Source organism: Novosphingobium sp. BL-A-41-Hi4A-0G, assembly GCF_055521735.1.
The window spans coordinates 114,777-131,586 of sequence record NZ_CM145501.1; the positions used below are offsets into that span (position 1 = coordinate 114,777).

The 16,810-nt window shown below is 64.9% G+C and carries 15 protein-coding genes and 1 other RNA gene; 7 read left to right on the top strand and 9 right to left on the bottom strand.

What is annotated here, in order from left to right; all coding sequences use genetic code 11:
- Positions 1-29 precede the first annotated feature (29 nt).
- Both tig and ACZ1JX_RS00655 read left to right on the top strand, forming a co-directional pair.
- Positions 30-1,592, top strand: coding sequence for a trigger factor (gene tig, locus ACZ1JX_RS00650; protein WP_465124913.1), 1,563 nt, complete (start codon positions 30-32; stop codon positions 1,590-1,592).
- Positions 1,593-1,892: 300 nt separating this feature from the next.
- The gene (locus ACZ1JX_RS00655) at positions 1,893-2,600 is read left to right on the top strand and encodes a hypothetical protein (protein WP_465124914.1); all 708 of its coding nucleotides are present in this window, start codon (positions 1,893-1,895) and stop codon (positions 2,598-2,600) included.
- Here ACZ1JX_RS00655 and ACZ1JX_RS00660 read toward each other — a convergent pair.
- Together ACZ1JX_RS00660 and ACZ1JX_RS00665 are read right to left on the bottom strand one after the other, a co-directional pair.
- Positions 2,581-4,038 carry an amidase gene (locus ACZ1JX_RS00660; protein ID WP_465124915.1) on the bottom strand — a complete coding sequence of 486 codons (1,458 nt, stop codon included), beginning with the start codon at positions 4,036-4,038 and terminating at the stop codon, positions 2,581-2,583. The genes ACZ1JX_RS00655 and ACZ1JX_RS00660 overlap by 20 nt on opposite strands.
- Positions 4,039-4,100: 62 nt before the next feature.
- Positions 4,101-4,469 (bottom strand): hypothetical protein, encoded by a 369-nt coding sequence (locus ACZ1JX_RS00665; protein ID WP_465124916.1) that lies wholly within the window; start codon positions 4,467-4,469, stop codon positions 4,101-4,103.
- A 179-nt stretch (positions 4,470-4,648) separates the two neighbouring features.
- Here ACZ1JX_RS00665 and clpP point away from each other — a divergent pair, with 179 nt between their 5' ends.
- The 3 genes from clpP to ACZ1JX_RS00680 all read left to right on the top strand — a co-directional run bounded on the left by clpP (position 4,649) and on the right by ACZ1JX_RS00680 (position 7,185).
- Complete coding sequence (gene clpP, locus ACZ1JX_RS00670; RefSeq protein ID WP_465126461.1) at positions 4,649-5,356, top strand: ATP-dependent Clp endopeptidase proteolytic subunit ClpP; 708 nt, start codon at positions 4,649-4,651, stop codon at positions 5,354-5,356.
- A gap of 150 nt (positions 5,357-5,506) precedes the next feature.
- On the top strand, positions 5,507-6,763 hold the full coding sequence (gene clpX / locus ACZ1JX_RS00675) for an ATP-dependent Clp protease ATP-binding subunit ClpX (protein WP_144902693.1): 1,257 nt from the start codon (positions 5,507-5,509) through the stop codon (positions 6,761-6,763).
- Positions 6,764-6,819: 56 nt separating this feature from the next.
- Positions 6,820-7,185, top strand: coding sequence for a low molecular weight protein tyrosine phosphatase family protein (locus ACZ1JX_RS00680; RefSeq protein WP_465124917.1), 366 nt, complete (start codon positions 6,820-6,822; stop codon positions 7,183-7,185).
- Between the two features lie 109 nt (positions 7,186-7,294).
- On the opposite strand, the gene ACZ1JX_RS00685 is transcribed toward ACZ1JX_RS00680, so the two are convergent.
- The 6 genes from ACZ1JX_RS00685 to ACZ1JX_RS00710 all read right to left on the bottom strand — a co-directional run bounded on the left by ACZ1JX_RS00685 (position 7,295) and on the right by ACZ1JX_RS00710 (position 11,470).
- On the bottom strand, positions 7,295-7,870 hold the full coding sequence (locus tag ACZ1JX_RS00685) for a fasciclin domain-containing protein (protein ID WP_465124918.1): 576 nt from the start codon (positions 7,868-7,870) through the stop codon (positions 7,295-7,297).
- A gap of 362 nt (positions 7,871-8,232) precedes the next feature.
- Positions 8,233-9,171, bottom strand: a complete 939-nt coding sequence (locus ACZ1JX_RS00690) for a cation diffusion facilitator family transporter (RefSeq protein ID WP_465124919.1) — start codon at positions 9,169-9,171, stop codon at positions 8,233-8,235.
- A gap of 42 nt (positions 9,172-9,213) precedes the next feature.
- An RNA gene (gene rnpB, locus ACZ1JX_RS00695) (RNase P RNA component class A) lies at positions 9,214-9,645 on the bottom strand.
- 7 nt (positions 9,646-9,652) lie between these two features.
- Entirely contained in the window at positions 9,653-10,357 is a 705-nt protein-coding gene (locus tag ACZ1JX_RS00700; protein WP_465124920.1) for an N-acetylmuramoyl-L-alanine amidase, read from the bottom strand.
- A gap of 15 nt (positions 10,358-10,372) precedes the next feature.
- The gene (locus ACZ1JX_RS00705; protein WP_465124921.1) at positions 10,373-11,020 is read right to left on the bottom strand and encodes a histidine phosphotransferase family protein; all 648 of its coding nucleotides are present in this window, start codon (positions 11,018-11,020) and stop codon (positions 10,373-10,375) included.
- A gap of 45 nt (positions 11,021-11,065) precedes the next feature.
- A complete protein-coding gene (locus ACZ1JX_RS00710; RefSeq protein ID WP_465124922.1) occupies positions 11,066-11,470 on the bottom strand; it encodes a M67 family metallopeptidase in 405 nt (134 codons plus the stop codon).
- 223 nt (positions 11,471-11,693) lie between these two features.
- Between ACZ1JX_RS00710 and ACZ1JX_RS00715 the strand changes: the two genes are divergently transcribed.
- Positions 11,694-13,457, top strand: a complete 1,764-nt coding sequence (locus ACZ1JX_RS00715) for a methyl-accepting chemotaxis protein (RefSeq protein WP_465124923.1) — start codon at positions 11,694-11,696, stop codon at positions 13,455-13,457.
- A complete protein-coding gene (locus ACZ1JX_RS00720) occupies positions 13,454-14,626 on the top strand; it encodes a carbohydrate porin (protein ID WP_465124924.1) in 1,173 nt (390 codons plus the stop codon). The genes ACZ1JX_RS00715 and ACZ1JX_RS00720 overlap by 4 nt, the downstream gene beginning before the upstream one ends.
- A 1,347-nt stretch (positions 14,627-15,973) precedes the next feature.
- Here the strand turns inward: ACZ1JX_RS00720 and ACZ1JX_RS00725 are convergent.
- The gene (locus ACZ1JX_RS00725; protein ID WP_465124925.1) at positions 15,974-16,792 is read right to left on the bottom strand and encodes an alpha/beta fold hydrolase; all 819 of its coding nucleotides are present in this window, start codon (positions 16,790-16,792) and stop codon (positions 15,974-15,976) included.
- Positions 16,793-16,810 lie beyond the last annotated feature (18 nt).

A 16,810-nucleotide genomic window follows, 5' to 3' on the forward strand; every position in this document is an offset into this window, starting at 1 on the left:
CGCGTGACAGATATGAAAGTTGGATCAGGATGCAGATCGTCGAAACCACCAACGAGGGCCTGAAGCGCGCCTACACCGTCACCATCCCCGCCAGCGACATTGCTGCCCGGGTCGAGGGTGAGGTCAAGAAGATCGCGCCGCAGATCAAGATGCCCGGCTTCCGCCCCGGCAAGGTCCCCGCCAACCTCGTGCGCAAGATGCACGGCGCGCAGCTTCATCAGGAAGCGCTGAACACCACCATCCGTGAAGCGATGGACAAGCTGGTGGCCGACAACAAGCTGCGCCCCGCGATGCAGCCCGCCGTCTCGCTCGGCGAAGGCTATGACCAGGGCAAGGACGCCGAGCTGACAGTGGAGCTGGAAGTTCTGCCCCAGATCGAAGCACCTGCGCTCGATGGCCTGAAGCTTGAAAAGCTGGTCGTGCCCGTGACCGAAGCCGAAGTCGACGAAGCCGTCGCCCGCATCGGCGCAGGCCAGAAGTCCTTTACCGACGCCAAGAAGGGCGCGAAGGCCAAGGACGGCGACCAGATCATCATCGACTTCCTCGGCAAGGTCGATGGCGTTGCCTTCGAAGGCGGCGCTGCTGAAGACACCCCGCTGGAACTCGGCGCGGGCCGCTTCATCCCAGGCTTTGAAGAACAGCTCGTCGGCGTGAAGGCCGGTGACGAAACCGTCATCACCGTGACTTTCCCCGAAGACTATCCGGCCGAAAACCTCAAGGGCAAGGAAGCCACCTTCGACATCAAGGTCAAGGCGGTGAAGAACCCCGGCGAATTCGAAGCCAACGACGAATTCGCCAAGATGCTCGGCCTCGAAAGCCTCGAGCAGCTCAAGACCCTGCTGCGTGGCCAGCTCGAGCAGGAAACTGCCGGCCTGACCCGCACCCAGATGAAGCGCGCGCTGCTCGATCAGCTTGCCGCAGGTCACGATTTCGCCGTGCCGCCTTCGATGGTCGATGCCGAGTTCGAGCAGATCTGGGCCCAGCTTCAGCAGGAAGCCCAGAACGAAGAGAACCCGGAAGAGGCCCTCAAGGAAATCGAGGCCGAGAAGGACGATTACCGCAAGATCGCCGAACGCCGCGTGCGCCTCGGCCTGCTCCTGTCGGAAATCGGCCAGGCCAACGGCGTCGTCGTCACGTCTCAGGAAATGGAAATGCTGATCCGCCAGGCGGCCCAGCAGTACCGCGAACAGGATCGCCAGCGCTTCGTCGACTACGTCCGTTCCGAACCGCTTGCCGCCGCCCAGCTGCGCGCGCCGCTCTATGAGGACAAGGTCGTCGACTTCTTGTTCGACAAGGCCGAAGTCTCGACACGCGAAGTGACCAAGGAAGAGCTGCAGGCCGCAATCGAAGCCGAAGAAGGCGCTGCTGCCGCTGCGGCAAAGCCTGCCAAGAAGGCTCCGGCCAAGAAGAAGTCTGCCAAGGAAGACGCTCCGGCTGAAGAAGCCGCTGCTCCTGCAGCCGAGGAAGCGCCGAAGAAGAAGGCTGCTCCCAAGAAGAAGGCCGCCGAGGAAGCCCCTGCTGCGGAAGCGGCTGCTGAAGAAGCGCCCGCTCCCAAGAAGAAGGCTCCGGCAAAGAAGAAGGCCGAGGGCTGATCTCCATATCGGATTGATCCGGCCCGACGGGGCTGGATATCGGACGGCCCGGCTGCTTCGGCACGCCGGGCCGTTGGCGTTTTGGGCCAGCAAACTACGTAGTTTCGCGCCGCTTGAATGCGTAATTGCTTAAGAAAACTGCCGGTCGCTCGGTTTCCGATCCTTCTCCACTTCGCGCCCGAGTCGCTGTGTGTGATCATCCATCGGCAAGGAACCTCGTCTGGGGGAACTGCCATGCACACCGTTCGCAATCGCGTCGCCTCACGTCCTCGCCCGCCACGGTCCTCGGCCAAGGGGAAAGTGCCCAGATCTAACGTGCCAACCCATGGTCGGCGCGAACCGGCGTTCCTGCTGCGCCAGCCCAATCCGCCCGCCTTTCCCGAGCACCTGATCCTGCCCGTGCGGCGCGGCGCGGTCATCGCCAGCGTGCCCTGGCCCGAAGCACCCGCCCCCGAGGCCGCACCCGTACCGAAAAAGCCCCGCAAGGTCGCCAAGGGCAAGAGCGCGGCCAGAAAGCGCCGTCCGCCGTCCCCGCGCAAAACCCCGGCGCGCAAGCCTGCCGCTGCCAGGAAAGCCTCCCGCGAGGAGGCGCCGGCCACTGCACCGGCCGTTGCTGCGGTCCCGTCAGCCAAGGAAGCGCCAGCTAGGGATTTTCCGGCCACCATGACCACGATCGACCTGCTTGACCGTGCACTGGCGATGCAGCCGGAACTGCCGCCTGTCGTCCCTCAACCCGTGTCGGCCACCCACTCCTCCAATCTGGCCGACACCGCCCCGCTGCTGCGCTCGCGTGCCCCCACGCAAATGCGCGGCAGCGGGTTACTGGATGTCATCGGCGACTGGCTGCGCAGCACGGCTCGGACGCTCGCGTTCTGGCGCATTTTCAAGCGACAGACCGCGCAGGAGCGCACCCGCCTAGCCCGCGCCGATGCCCGCCAGCGCGCCCTGCAATCACAATTTGAGGCTCTCGAAGCGCTTCAGGCCTCGGTCACTCCCCCCAGCGCCTGAACGAAGGCACCGGCACCGCGCTCGTCCGCGCCCGTTCATAGGCCGCGCCTGCTTCCAGCACCCGCTTGTCGTCCCACTTGGCGCCCATGATCGAAAGGCCGATCGGCAGGCCTTCCACCGCGCCCATCGGCACCGAGAGGTGCGGGTATCCGGCAATCGCGGCGAGGTTGCCCGCGCCCACGCCGACGAAGTGATCGCCCAGCACGAGGTCGATCGGCCATGCGGGCCCCTCGGTCGGCGCGACTAGGAAGCTCACCTTGTTGTCGCGCAGCAGCTTGTCGATGCCCTCGGCGCCTGCAAGCTTGAGCGAATTGGCGCGCGCCGCCTCATAGGCTGCCTTGTCGGTCGTCGCATCGGCCTGTTCGAACACGTCCTGCCCGAACCAGCGCAGCTCTTCGGGGTGCGCCTTGTTGAAGGCGATCAGGTCGGCCAGCGTTTTCGGCCCCGCCTTGGGCAGCGAGCGCAGGTAGGCGCCCATGTCCTCGCGCAGTTCGTACAGGAGCACGGTGAATTCATCGCGGCCCATCTCGGGCGGTGCGTCGTACTGGATCTCGACCAGTTCCGCGCCCGCCGCCTTCATGTCGGCCAGCGCCTTGTCGAACAGGGCCAGCAGAGCAGGGTGGTTGCCCGCCTGCTTGCGCAGAACGCCGATCCGCACGCCCTTTAAGGTGGCTGCGGCAAGGCCTGAGGTGAAGTCGGTCTTGCGCCTGTCGGCCTCGGCAGTCGCGGCGTCGGCTGGGTCGGTCCCGGCCAGCGCGTTCATCAGCAACGCGGCATCGGCAACGCTGCGCGTCATCGGCCCTGCCGTGTCCTGGCTGTGGCTGATCGGCACGACATGGGTGCGGCTGACCATGCCCACGGTGGGCTTGAACCCGACGATGCCGTTGACCGATGCTGGGCAAGTGATCGAGCCGTCCGTCTCGGTGCCGATGGCCGCCCAGGCCAGACCCGCTGCAATGGCGGACCCGCTGCCCGAAGACGAGCCGCAGGGCGTGCGATCAATCGCATGAGGGTTCTTCGTCTGCCCGCCGACCGCGCTCCAGCCGCTGGACGAGGAGGACGAGCGGATGTTGGCCCATTCCGAAAGGTTGGTCTTGCCCAGGATCACCACGCCCGCCTTGCGCAGCCGCGCCACCAGCGGCGCATCGCGGCCGGTCACGCTGTCCTTGAGCGCAAGGCTGCCCGCGGTGGTCGGCAAGGGTCCTGCCACTTCGACGTTGTCCTTTATCAGAAGGACCTTACCCGAAAGTGGCCCCTTGATCGCCTTGGCCGCCGCTTCCTCCTTCGCGGCATCGGGATTGATCGCCAGCACCGCATTGAGCTGCGGCCCTGCGTCGTCCACGGCGGCTATCCGCGCGAGATAGTCGGAGACGGTCTGGGCCTGCACGGGCAAGGCGGCGAACGCGGTGGCAAGCAAGGCAAGACGGGTCAGGCGCATCGCAATTCTCTCCAGTTTCTCAAAGCTTGGCGCAAACTTGCGCAGTGCGGCAAGCGCCTTGTTCAGCGTGCGAGATCGGCCGAGCGCACAAGCAAGAGGATCGTGGTGGCATGGACCAGCGCAATCGCCAGATTGCTCGCCACTACGGGGTTGAAGACCGTGCCGACAGTGAACGGCGTGGTCACCTTGTAGATCACCTGCACCGCAAGCAGGGCGAGGATAGCAGCGGGCAAAGGTCTGAACAGCAGACCGATCGAGGCGACGAGGATCGCAAGGTATATCGACAGGAGAATGCCGCGTGCCGGGCTGTCCGGTCCGTAGGCAATGTCGCACCACGCTGCCTTGCCGACAAGCGAGAGGCAGACCGGCACCAGAACGAGCACGTTGAGCCCGAGTGACAGGCGGCTCCACCCACTTGCAATCTCGCTCATGCCCATCGTCTGCTCCCTTCAGCGGCAGACTAACTTGCCTGCTGCCGAGCGGTTACCTTCCCCTTCGGGCTGGTCGCGGGCAGGCTTTCCCCACGCAAATCCCCGGAATCGCCGTTAATGCCCTTGAACATCGCGCCGTGGCACGCGACATAGCGAGATCTAACCAGATGAGGATTCCCATGCTCGACCTGTTCGGCGCTTCCGGCGCCAGTGTTTATGGAGCCCAGGGCAAGTTTACCCACGATCCCGTGACCGGCGCCTTGATTCCGGTGGTGGTCGAGCAATCGAGCCGTGGCGAACGCAGCTTCGACATCTATTCGCGCCTGCTGCGCGAACGCATCATCTTCGTGACCGGCGAGGTCGAGGATCACATGGCCTCGGTGATCATCGCCCAGTTGCTGTTCCTCGAGTCGGAAAATCCCTCGAAGGACATTTCGATGTACATCAACTCGCCGGGCGGCGTGGTGACGGCAGGTCTCGCGATCTACGACACCATGCAGTACATCCGCCCGCGCGTGTCGACCGTGTGCATCGGTCAGGCTGCTTCGATGGGTTCGTTCCTGCTTGCCGCGGGTGAACCCGGCATGCGCATCGCGCTGCCCAACGCCCGCATCATGGTCCACCAGCCCTCGGGCGGCGCGCGCGGCATGGCCTCGGACATCGAGATCCAGGCGCGCGAGATCCTGCGCATCCGCAAGCGCATGAACGACCTCTATGTCAAGTTCACCGGCCGCTCGCTCGACGAGATCGAGAAGGCGATGGACCGCGACACTTTCCTCGAAGCCGAGGAAGCGCTGAAGTTCGGTCTTGTCGACAAGGTCTTCGAGTCGCGCCCCGCAACCGATTCTGTCGGTGGCGAGGAAGGCTCGGGCGGCGCGCCTGCATAAGGAATATCCCTGAGGGGCAGGGCCTTAAGCCCAGCGAAAGGCTTTGCCCCCTAGGAATGCGATACTGTAATCGAGTCCGGTTGATTAATGCCCTTGGGGTAGTAGGATGATCGGGCCCGCCTCTCGTGGAGAGGCGCCTGGGATGGACGAATGACCAAGCTTTCCGGATCGGATACCAAGAGCACCCTGTACTGCAGCTTCTGCGGCAAATCTCAGCATGAGGTGCGCAAGCTCATTGCCGGGCCGACCGTGTTCATCTGCGATGAATGCGTCGAGCTGTGCAACGACATCATCCGTGAAGAGACCAAGGCCGGCATCGCTGGCAAGAAGGATGGCGGCGTACCAACCCCGCGCGACATCTTCGAGACTCTGAACGATTACGTGATCGGGCAGGACCGCGCCAAGCGCGTGCTGTCGGTGGCCGTCCACAACCACTACAAGCGCTTGAAGCACAGCGGCAAGGGCGGCGAGGTCGAGCTTTCGAAGTCGAACATCCTGCTCGTCGGCCCCACCGGCTGCGGCAAGACCCTGCTCGCGCAGACGCTGGCCAAGACCTTCGACGTGCCCTTCACCATGGCCGATGCCACCACGCTGACCGAAGCCGGTTACGTGGGCGAGGACGTGGAAAACATCATCCTCAAGCTGCTCCAGGCTTCCGACTACAATGTCGAGAAGGCGCAGCACGGCATCGTCTACATCGACGAGATCGACAAGATCAGCCGCAAGGCCGAGAACCCCTCGATCACGCGTGACGTTTCGGGCGAAGGCGTGCAACAGGCCCTGCTCAAGCTGATGGAAGGCACCACCGCTTCGGTGCCGCCGCAGGGCGGGCGCAAGCATCCGCAGCAGGAATTCCTGCAGGTCGACACCACGAACATCCTGTTCATCTGCGGTGGCGCCTTCGCGGGCCTCGAGAAGATCATCTCGGACCGCCTGCAGAAGCGCTCGATCGGCTTCGGCGCGCATGTCGCCGATCCCGATAAGCGCAAGGTTGGCGAGCTGCTGCAGAAGGCAGAGCCCGAAGACCTGCTCAAGTTCGGCCTGATCCCCGAGTTCGTGGGCCGCCTGCCGGTGATCGCGACGCTCAACGACCTCGACATCGAGGCGCTGGTCCAGATCCTCAAGGAGCCGAAGAACGCGCTGGTCAAGCAGTACGCCAAGCTGTTCGAGCTGGAAGATGTGGCCCTTACCTTCACCGACGACGCGCTCGAGGCGATCGCCAAGAAGGCCATCGAACGCAAGACCGGTGCGCGCGGGCTTCGCTCGATCGTCGAAGGCCTGCTGCTCGACACCATGTTCGACGTGCCGACCGAAACCGACATTGCCGAAGTCGTCGTCGACAAGGACGTCGTCGAAGGCCGCAAGGAACCCGTCCGCGTCCACAAGGGCAAGGAAGAGGCTGCCTGATCGGGTCAACCTGATACCGCTGCTGTCCCTTCGGTCTGGCCCTCAGACAGGCCGTCATGGACAGCAGGCGGGCCAGCTTCCGGAACCTGCGCATTAAGCGCTATCTCTTCGTCTGCAGCCAGAACCGCCTGCGCAGTCCCACGGCTGAGCAGATATTCAGCGGCTGGCCGGGCATCGAGGTGGACTCCGCTGGTACCAACAACGATGCCGAGAACCCGCTGACCGCCGAACTCGTAAGCTGGGCGGACGTGATCGTGGTGATGGAAAAGGCGCATCGCAACAAGCTGCAGCGCAAGTTCCGTGCGGCGCTTTCTGGCCAGCGCGTGATCTGCCTCGACATTCCCGATGACTACGAGTTCATGGACCCGGCGCTGGTAAACCTGCTCAAGGCGAAGATGTTGCGCTTTCTGCCTGCAGGCTGAGCTTCGGGCGACAGGTGTGAAAAAGGGCGGGGCCTGTGTGGCACCCGCCCTTTTCTTTTGCCCTTCTCCCCTCCCGCAAGCGGAAGGGGATGGGGAGGGCTCTGCTACCTCAGTTCGGCAGCGAGACCGCATCGGTCACGTGGATCACGCCATTCTTCTGGAACACGTCGGCCTGGGTCACGTGGGCCATGCCGCCCTTTTCGTCGGTCAGCATGACGGTATCGCCCATCAGCGAGGCGGTGAGCTTGCCGCCTGAGACGGTGGTCAGCGCGGTCTTGCCGCCATCGGCCTTGATCTTGGCGACCAAATCAGCCGCCGAGACCTTCCCTGCGACGACGTGGTAGGTGAGGATCTTGGCAAGCGTCGCCTTGTTTTCAGGCTTCAGCAGCGTGTCGACGGTGCCTGCGGGCAGCTTGGCGAAGGCGGCGTTGGTGGGGGCGAAGACGGTGAAGGGGCCGGCGCTGTTCAGCGTGTCGACCAGCCCTGCAGCCTTCACTGCGGCAACCAGCGTGGTGTGGTCGGCCGAGTTCACCGCGTTTTCGACAATGGTCTTGGTCGGGTACATGGCGGCGCCGCCGACCATCTTGGTTTCTTCGTGATGGTTGGCCCAGGCGGGCGCGACGAACACAGGTGCGGCGGTGGCTGCGGTGGCCGCGAGCGCGGCGATCATGAACTTGCGGGTCATCGGTAACTCCTTGCAGGAAACATGCGTTTGTCCGGCGCGTCACTTGGGGCTGCCGGCCTGCCCGTCCACGCCTGAAGGTGGTGCGGCCCGCGCTGCATTCCACATGACCCTTGGGGCATGTCATTGATTGCAAGATGTAAAATCAAAAAAAAGGCGCGCTGCGTGGGGCAGCGCGCCTTTAGAAGAATGACCCCGGCCGAAGGGAACGAGTAGCCAAAGGTCCAAGGGAGGAACCGGGTCGTAGGGGTAATTCTGGCCCGGTTGGAACGTCTCCGGGACCGGAGATGGACCTTCGCGCGGTCATCCGCGACATGTCCCTTGGGGCTATGCCCGCTTGGTCAGGTCGGATCGGGTGAGGCTGTTCAGATCACGTGATCGTGCAGTAGCGCGCACTCGTGCCCGTCGATCGTCTCGACCTGCACCGTGGCGTGGCCGATGCCGAAATCGTGCTCCAGTTCGTGGGCCAGCTGGTGGAGGAAATTGTCGCCCGGATGGCCACCCGGCATGACGAGATGCGCGGTCAGCGCGGTCTCGGTCGTGCTCATCGGCCAGATGTGCAGGTCGTGGACGGCCTCGACGCCGTTGAGCGCGGTCAGGAAACGGCGCACCTTCTGCTCGTCGATCCCCGGTGGCACGGCGTGGAGGCCCATCCGCAGCGAATCCTTGAGCAGGCCCCACGTGCCAACCGCGATCACGCCGACGATGACAAGGCTGGTCACCGGATCGATCCACTGCGCGCCAGTCAGCGTGATCAACAGGCCCGCAACGACGACGCCTGCAGAAACCGCAGCGTCTGCCGCCATGTGCAAGTAGGCGCCGCGGATGTTGATGTCGTGGCGGCGGCCGCGCATGAACATCAGTGCGGTGGCGGTGTTGATCACGATGCCGATGGCCGCAACGATCATCACCGGCCCCCCTGCAACCGGCTCGGGTTCGATCAGGCGGCGGATCGTCTCGACGAGGATCGCGCCCAATGCCACCAGCAGGAACGCCGCATTGCCGAGCGCTGCGAGGATCGAACTGGACTTGAAGCCATAGGTGAAACGGGCTGACGGCGGCCGCGCGGCGAGCACGCTGGCGATCCAGGCGATCACAAGGCCGAGCACGTCCGAGAGGTTGTGGCCCGCGTCCGCCACGAGTGCCATGGAGCCTGCGATCACGCCATAGACCGCCTCGACCACGACGAAGCCGAGGTTCAGCGCGATGCCGACGGCAAAGGCGCGGCCGAAGCTGGCGGGTGCATGGGTGTGGCCATGATGATCATGGTCATGGTGGTGATGATGGTGGTGGCCGCCGGACATGGGCACTTCCTAACGCTTTGGGCGCGTGTAGGAAACCATTGAAACGCCAGGGGGCCTGTAAGCCGGGTTCTGTAGCGCCGACGGTATCCCACCAAGGTTGCCCCATCGTGGACCGTATCGGCACTGGCAGCCATTCCTCTAGGCGGACCGTTGCCGGAACGCTCAAGCAATCAACCCGGACTGCTGGCCCGAAACAGGCCTGTTCCCTTTCGGAAACGCGCAGTCCCTATTCGATCTTGCTCCGGGTGGGGTTTGCCGTGCCGCTTCCGTTGCCGGTCGCGCGGTGTGCTCTTACCACACCCTTTCACCCTTACCCTCCGGTCTTGCGACCATCGGGCGGTCTGCTCTCTGTGGCACTTTCCCTTGACCGGGGACGTTAATCCCAAGCCCGGCGGGCGTTACCCGCCACCCTTGTTTCGTGGAGCCCGGACTTTCCTCGGGATCTTTCGATCACGCGGCTGCCCGGCCCCCTGGCGAGCGGTCACCTAGCATGACCGAGATCGCGTTCCAACAGGAGTTCGAAAAGCAGCGCGCCGATCTGTCCATCGACCTGCCCGTCGATCCGCTGCGGCCGCCAGCGCCGCTGGAACGCGCGCACGGCGGCTTGCTGATCCGAGATGTCATAGCCGAAGCGTTCGAGCGCGAGGAAGAACGCGGCCTCGTTGTCATAGAGCAGCCGCATCGTGAGCTTGGGCGTGGGCAGGCAGAGGCGGTGCCGGGCCAGCAGCTCCCACGGGAACAGCTCGCCCGGGTCTTCCTTGCGCGCCGGGGCGACGTCGGAGTGGCCTACGACGTTGGCGCGGGGGATGTTGTGGCGTTTGACGATATCTGCGAGCAGCGGCAGCAACGCCTCGATCTGAGCATCGGGGAAGGGGCGGTAACCGAATTCGTGGCCGGGATTGACCAGCTCGATCCCGACGCTGGCCGAATTGACATCGGTAATTCCGCGCCAGCTTGAGCGCCCAGCGTGCCACGCCCGCTTGTCTTCATCGACAAGACCGGTGACTGTGCCGTCCTCGTCGATCATGTAGTGCGCCGAGACTTCCGCCGCCGGATCGCACAGCCGGTCAAGTGCGGCCTGTCCCGTCTCCATGCCGGTGTAATGCAGCACGACCATCGAAACGGGCAGCTTGCGCTCGTTCCAGTTGGGCGAGGGCACTTCGCGGTGGACTAGCCAGCGGCGCATGGGCGGGCCCCTTGTTCAGCCGACCGGGAGCACCGCGCCCATGACGAGGCTTTCCGCCGTCACGTGAACCTGCACGCCGCCGCCGACCGAGGCGGCAAGCTGCTGGACCATCGCGGCAGGGGCGGTGCGGCTCGAGAGTTCACTGCCGCGCAGGCGTCCTTCCAGCGCCTCGCCGATCGAGGGATCGAAGGCGACACGCTGTCCTGCGGCGCGCACCACGATCTCGATCGCGCTGCCGTTGGCTTCGGCCCCGATGTCGAGCGTGCCGCCGCGCACCAGAGCGTCGAGCCCGATCAGCGCGAGGTTGAGCAAGGTCTTGACCGCAGGCTTGGGCAGGGCATCGACGCCGAACATCCAGTGCACCGCCACGCGTCCGTTGCTGCCGGCCAGTGCATCGACCAGCGCGCGCGCTTCGGAGACCGGTACGGTATCGCCGAAGCCGCCTGCGGCACCGAAGGCGAGGCGGAAGAACTTGAGCTTGTCGGCCGAGGCCTTGGCGCTCTGCTCCAGGAGTTCGAAGCAGCGCTGGCGCATCTCGGGGTCCTGCTCCTCGGTCAGCAGTTCCAGCCCGTTGGACAGCGCGCCCACGGGGCTGAGCAGGTCATGGCACAGGCGCGAGCACAGCAGGCTGGCAAGATCGAGAGCGGGAACGGATGCGGTCATGTTCAGGATACGAGCCTTTTGAAGGACGAATACGTTAAGCCAGCCTTAGCCAGCCGTGACCGTGTAGGGAAGCGCTTCGAACCCGTCCGGACCATCGTGCCAACACGTAATTGCCCACGTTCCGTCGTTAACCGGGGCGGCGATGGCCCAGACCTTGCCGTCGCGCGCGGCGCTGGCGGCATCGGTAGCGGAAGGGCGGGCGAGGCCGTTGGGGTGCGAGTGGAAATAGCCCAAGACTTGCGGGCCGCCATGGCGCGCAGCTTTGTGCGCGGCGATCAGGGCGGCGGGGTCGATCTCGAAATGGTGCGCCGGGTCTGCGGCGACGTTTGCGGTAGGGACGGCGGTCTGGATTTCCGAGCCGGTGCCAAGCAGCAGACCGCAGGCTTCGCGGGGGGCGCAGGCCATGGCGGTCGTGATGGTCGTAGCGTGGGCCTGTTCTTGGATGGTCATGGCCATGGGGAAGGTGTGGGGTCTGCAGGTGGTGGTGGCAAGTGGCGATACCCGCCTTCAATCAGTAAACACCGGGTAAACTGCAATCCTTTGTCGCCTGACAACTGCGCGCGTGGCAATACCTAGCCCTTCTCTTTCGTTATGTTTCCGCCTGACCGTCATGATGCCCCGCTGTTGGAGGACCGTGCCGCGTGCACGGTGGTCTCGTGCGGCGGAGCGTCTGATGGTTCATGGCCAATCGATAAAGCGCAAGGTGGTGATCGGATGTCTTGTCCTTGGACTGGGGGCACTGGCATCCACGGCGCTGAGCATGTGGGGCATGTGGCGGCAGGAGCAGGCGATGGCGCAGCTCAATGCAGCGACGGGCCTGATGCGCGATCACATGGAAGCCGACATGGGTCATGACGCGATCCGCGGCGAGGTCGTCAGCATCGTCGCTTCACGCCAGACCGGTGCGATCAATGGGGCGGAGGCCGCGCGGGAACTGCAGGAGCGCCTCGGCGAGTTCGAGAACCGCATGTCTCCGACCTCGCGCGCGACCGATGCGCCCGAGGTCGTGGCCGCGCGCCATCAGGCAGAGGCTGCGTTCCGCGATTACGTGGGCCTCAGTCGTGCCATTGCCCTGAAAGCAGAGATGGGGGCGGCGGAGCAGGGGGCGGTGCCGGATGATGCGCAGTTGCAGCGCTTCCAGCAACTCTTCACCCAGCTCGAAGGCGAAATGGCGAAGATTTCCGATGCGGTCGAAGCGCATGCGGCGGCAACCGTGGCTGATGCCAATGCCGTGGCTGCACAGGCGCGGCTTACGGCCTTTGCCAGCCTGCTGGTCCTGCTGGCTTCGCTGGCGTGGGTCGCCCGCCATGCGCGACGCGACATCGTCGATGCGATCATCGCGATTGCCGCACGCGTGCAGGACATGGCCGACGGCAGGCTCGACATGGTGATGGAGGGCGAGCGACGTTCCGACGAAATCGGCGATCTTGCCCGCGCCGTGCTCGAACTGCGCGACAACCTGAGCGAGGCGCGGGCCGAGACCGCTCGGCAGGGCGATGCGATAGTCGCCTCGATCGGCGCGGGCCTCAGTGAGCTGGCGGCGGGCAACCTCGCCTTCCGTTTGAACACGCCGCTCGCCGGACCGTTCGAGCAGTTGCGCCGCGATTTCAACGGAGCGCTCACCGCGCTTGGCTCGGCGCTCGCCCGGATGAAGGCCTCGACAGAGAAGCTCCATGACGTGGCGCGCGATATCGGCGGGGCGGCGGGCGACCTTTCGAACCGTAACGCCAACCAGGCCGCCAGCCTTGAGGAAACCGCTGCGGCCATCGCCAGCCTCGCGCTAAGGGTCGAAGGTTCGACCGAGGCGGTCTCGACTGCGCGCGCGGCCGTCGATCAGGTCGGCCAGGAAATCAATCGCGGTGGCGAGGTGATCCATCATGCCGAGGCCGCGATGGACCGCATCGAAAGCGCGGCGCAGGAAATCGGCAGCATCGTCAGCGTGATTGACGGGATCACCTTCCAGACCAACCTGCTCGCGCTCAACGCCGGTGTGGAGGCGGCGCGGGCGGGCGATGCCGGCAAGGGCTTTGCCGTGGTCGCCAACGAGGTGCGCGCGCTGGCCCAGCGCAGCGCCGATGCCGCGCGCGAGATCAATGAACTCATCGCCAATGCCTCGGGCGAGATCGGCAACGGCGTACGGCTGGTGCGCGATGCCGGGTCGAGCCTGCGCGCGATCACCGGGCAGATGGATGAGATCAACCGGGTGATGGAGGTGGTCGAGGCAGGCGCGAGCGAGCAGGACGTCTCGCTGCGCTCGATCGATGCGACATCCAAGCAGATCGAGAAGATCACCCAGAGCAACAGCGCGGTGGCCGATCAGGTGAGCAATGCGAGCCGCTCGGTCGTCGCCTCGATCGAGGAAGTGGTGCAGCAATTGTCGCGCTTCGAGATCGGGCAGGAGGCCGCAGCAGCGCCTCTGCGGGCGATTGCGGCATGACGGGGCGGCGCTGGCTTGCAGGCGCGGCACTGCTGGCCTTGGCGGTGCAGCCTGCATTGGCGCAGGAGGAGGCCCCGGTAGCCCCCGCGGTTGACCTTGCCGGTGAAGTCATTGTCGATGTGGCCGGGCTGGTCTCGGGCACAGGAGATCGCAAGCTGCGGGCGCTTTCGAACGTCAACCTGACGGCTGACCTCGATCTGGCGCGGTTGATTGGCTGGGGCGGAACGCGAGCGCATTTCCACGTGCTCGACAATCGTGGGGGCCGGCCCAACGATGCGGCGGCGACCTTGCAGGGGGTCGACAACATCGAAGTGCCCGATGCGGGGCTGCGCCTGTTCGAGGCGTGGCTGGAGCGGGACATCGGCTCTGGTGGTGCCTCGCTGCGCATGGGGCTCTACGATGTGAACAGCGAGTTCTATGCCAACGATGCGGCGGGCCTGCTGATCGCGCCGCCCTTCGGGATCGGTTCGGAATTGGCGGCGACAGGGCCGAACGGGCCATCGATCTTTCCATCGAGCGCACTGGCGGCGCGGCTTTATGTGCCGGTGGGTGGGGCGTTCGTGCGGCTGGGCGTGATCAATGCGCGGGCGAGCACGCTGGGCGACCGGGGCGGGGTGGATGTCAGCTTCCGCGATGGCCTGCTGCTGATTGGCGAGGCGGGGCGCAGCGAGGGGCGGGTGCGCGGCAACATTGGCGTGTGGCGCTATACCCGCAATCCCGAGGACAGTTACGAGACCGGCCCCGATGGTGCGCCGCTGCGCAAGCCCTCGCAAGGGGCCTATGCGGTGATCGAGGGGGACCTGTTGGCCAACGGTGGCGCGCGGCAAGTGACGGCGTTTCTGCGCGCGGGCCTGTCCGATCCGCACACTACGCCGTTCCATGGCGGCTTTCAGGCGGGGTTGTTGATGGCACCGGCATTGGCCGCGCGCCCCGACAGCCAGCTCTCGCTCGGCGTGCACCATGCCTGGACCAGCCACCACTTCCGCGATGCCCTGCGTGAGGGCGGAGGCGAGCCGGGGAACGAGACGGTGGTGGAGCTGACCTACGCGGATCAGATCACTCCGTGGCTGGCGCTGCAGCCTGATGTGCAGTGGGTGCACCAGCCCGGCGGCGACCGGCGCGCGGCTGATGCGGTGGTGGGGATCGTGCGGCTGACTTGGAGCTTTTGAGCTGGGGTATCGGCGGTAGCGCGGGGCGCCCACTCCGCTGCGGCTACCCTCGCCTTCGCGGGGTGGGCGCAGGATGCTTGTTTCTCGCAGAGACGCAGAGGGAAAAGAGATTGCAGAGGAAGAAGATCGGTTTCGCGCGGAGACGCGGAGACGCGGAGAAGAAGAAGAAGGAGGATTGAGGGCGGCTGCGCCGCATGCTTTTCCTCCCTTTCCTCTTCTCCGCGCCTCCGCGTCTCCGCGCGCAAATTCCTTTTCTGCTCCCCCGCGAAGGCGGGGGCCTCAGGCGGTTTGCCGTGAGGGTCCGTAACATCACCGAGGTCCCCGCCTTCGCGGGGACGCAGGGGGTGGGAATATGAAGGCTCATCCGCTGGCGAGTGCGGACGGTAACGCCGGTGGGAGAGTCACAGATCGCGCGACCGGTGCGGTGCCGTTGTGGCACGCGCGGGGAGGGCGCGGGACCGGTTGCGAGTGGCCGGGGGGCGGTTCCGGACCCCTTGTCGGCTCAGCCTGAGGGCGGACATATGTGAAAGGACGAAGCTTTGGCAGCGGCTCGCGGGCTGCCTTGGCTTCTGGCAAGCGGCTGCGTGAAAAGAACCTGTCGTTTGTGCTGACACTGTCGCACAATCATGGCGGGTTCCGCATCCGCAGCGTCGCTCAGGGTTCGGCGCCGTGCTATCAGCCCTGGGGTGTCCTGTCTGTCCTTGGGTAACGACAGGGTTTGCCCGGTGGGTCTGGGCTTTACGCCCCGCATTGAACCCGCGCGCACCTGCCGCACCGATCGCGCCGGAGGCTTCGGCCACCGCCTGACCTCCGAAGGGAGAGGAGCGGGTTGGCCTTTTGCCCTCTCCTGACCTGTGGGCAGGGCGTATAACCTATATGGTTCGTTTTGTCAAGATGGAACGCAACCACACCTCGTATCCCCTCTCTCGTCATTCCCGCGCAGGCGGGAAGCCAGATGGGTCCAAGGAATGTCGTCGCGGTGCGACGGTGTTGTTTGTCGCTGGATTCCCGCCTGCGCGGGAATGACGAGGGGGAGGGGGAATGACGAAGGGTGGGGGACTGACGAGGGGGTGGGGGGAAGATGGATGGTGGGGTGTTTCATCGCGCGGGTGCGTGCAACGACTCCGCTCACGTGTCGTCGTCGCGGACTTGGTCCGGGACCCCGCTTCCTTGGTTCAAGCGGTGCGCAGAAGAAGGCCCAGCCCCGGATCAAGCCGGGGGCGACGATGGAGTTTTGGGATTTTATAAAGTGTTGCGGTATCTCGCTGCCGCAGCAATTTCTGGAAACTTTACGGTCCGTTGTGGTGGCGATACGGCGTATGCCTTGCGCTGTGGTTGCGTGCTTCTTTACTTAGTATCGATACGACGAAGGAGCTGGGCGATGGCCTTCAGTATTGTTTCAGGCTGGTCGCGAATGACCTGATGACTGGAGTCGAACGCTTCGACGAAAACGCGGTTGCCGGGTGCTTCCGCAACGAAGCGCCGATGCCCTTCTCGCCATTGCTCGATCCGCGGAAGATCCCCGTCATGACCACCGGTCGCCACGATGTCGATTATCGGCAGGTCGGTGGAGATCTGGGTTCGGTTGATCAGATCTGTCGTGTCGGGCAAAGCCTCGACGACGGGCAGCAAGGCAGCAGCCAATGCCGGTGCCTCCCGACGAACAAGGTCATATTGCTTGCGCAGATCTTCTCGTTGCGCTGTGACCGCGGCGACAGTCTCCACTCCGGGAACCAAGGTGTCGACAAGCACGATGCCCTTGATGCGTGGGTCCTGCTTCGCGGTCAGCAGGGCAAGGATGCCTCCGTAGGAATGCGCGACGTAGATGACCGGACGCTCTCCCACGCAGCGATCCAGTAGCTTCTTCACGACAGCAAGGTCCTGTTCGACCAGATAGGCCTCGGCCGGGCGCGGCGCGCTGGCGCCATAGCCGGCGCGATCGTAGCGAAGCGTTGCCACGCCGCTGGCCCTTATCTTCGGTTCGAGACCGTCCCAGACATGTGAGTCATTGCCGTTGCCGGATTCAAGCAGGACAGTTACGGCTGCGGGGGCGCTGTGATCGGCATAAATGGAGGTCTCGCCCAGCATGACCTGGCCGGTGCCGCATGAGTTGCTCCCCGGTGCCAGAGCAAGCGCCATGAGGGAGAAGACAGTGTTCAGCGGCATCGAAGCTCCTTTGGCCTA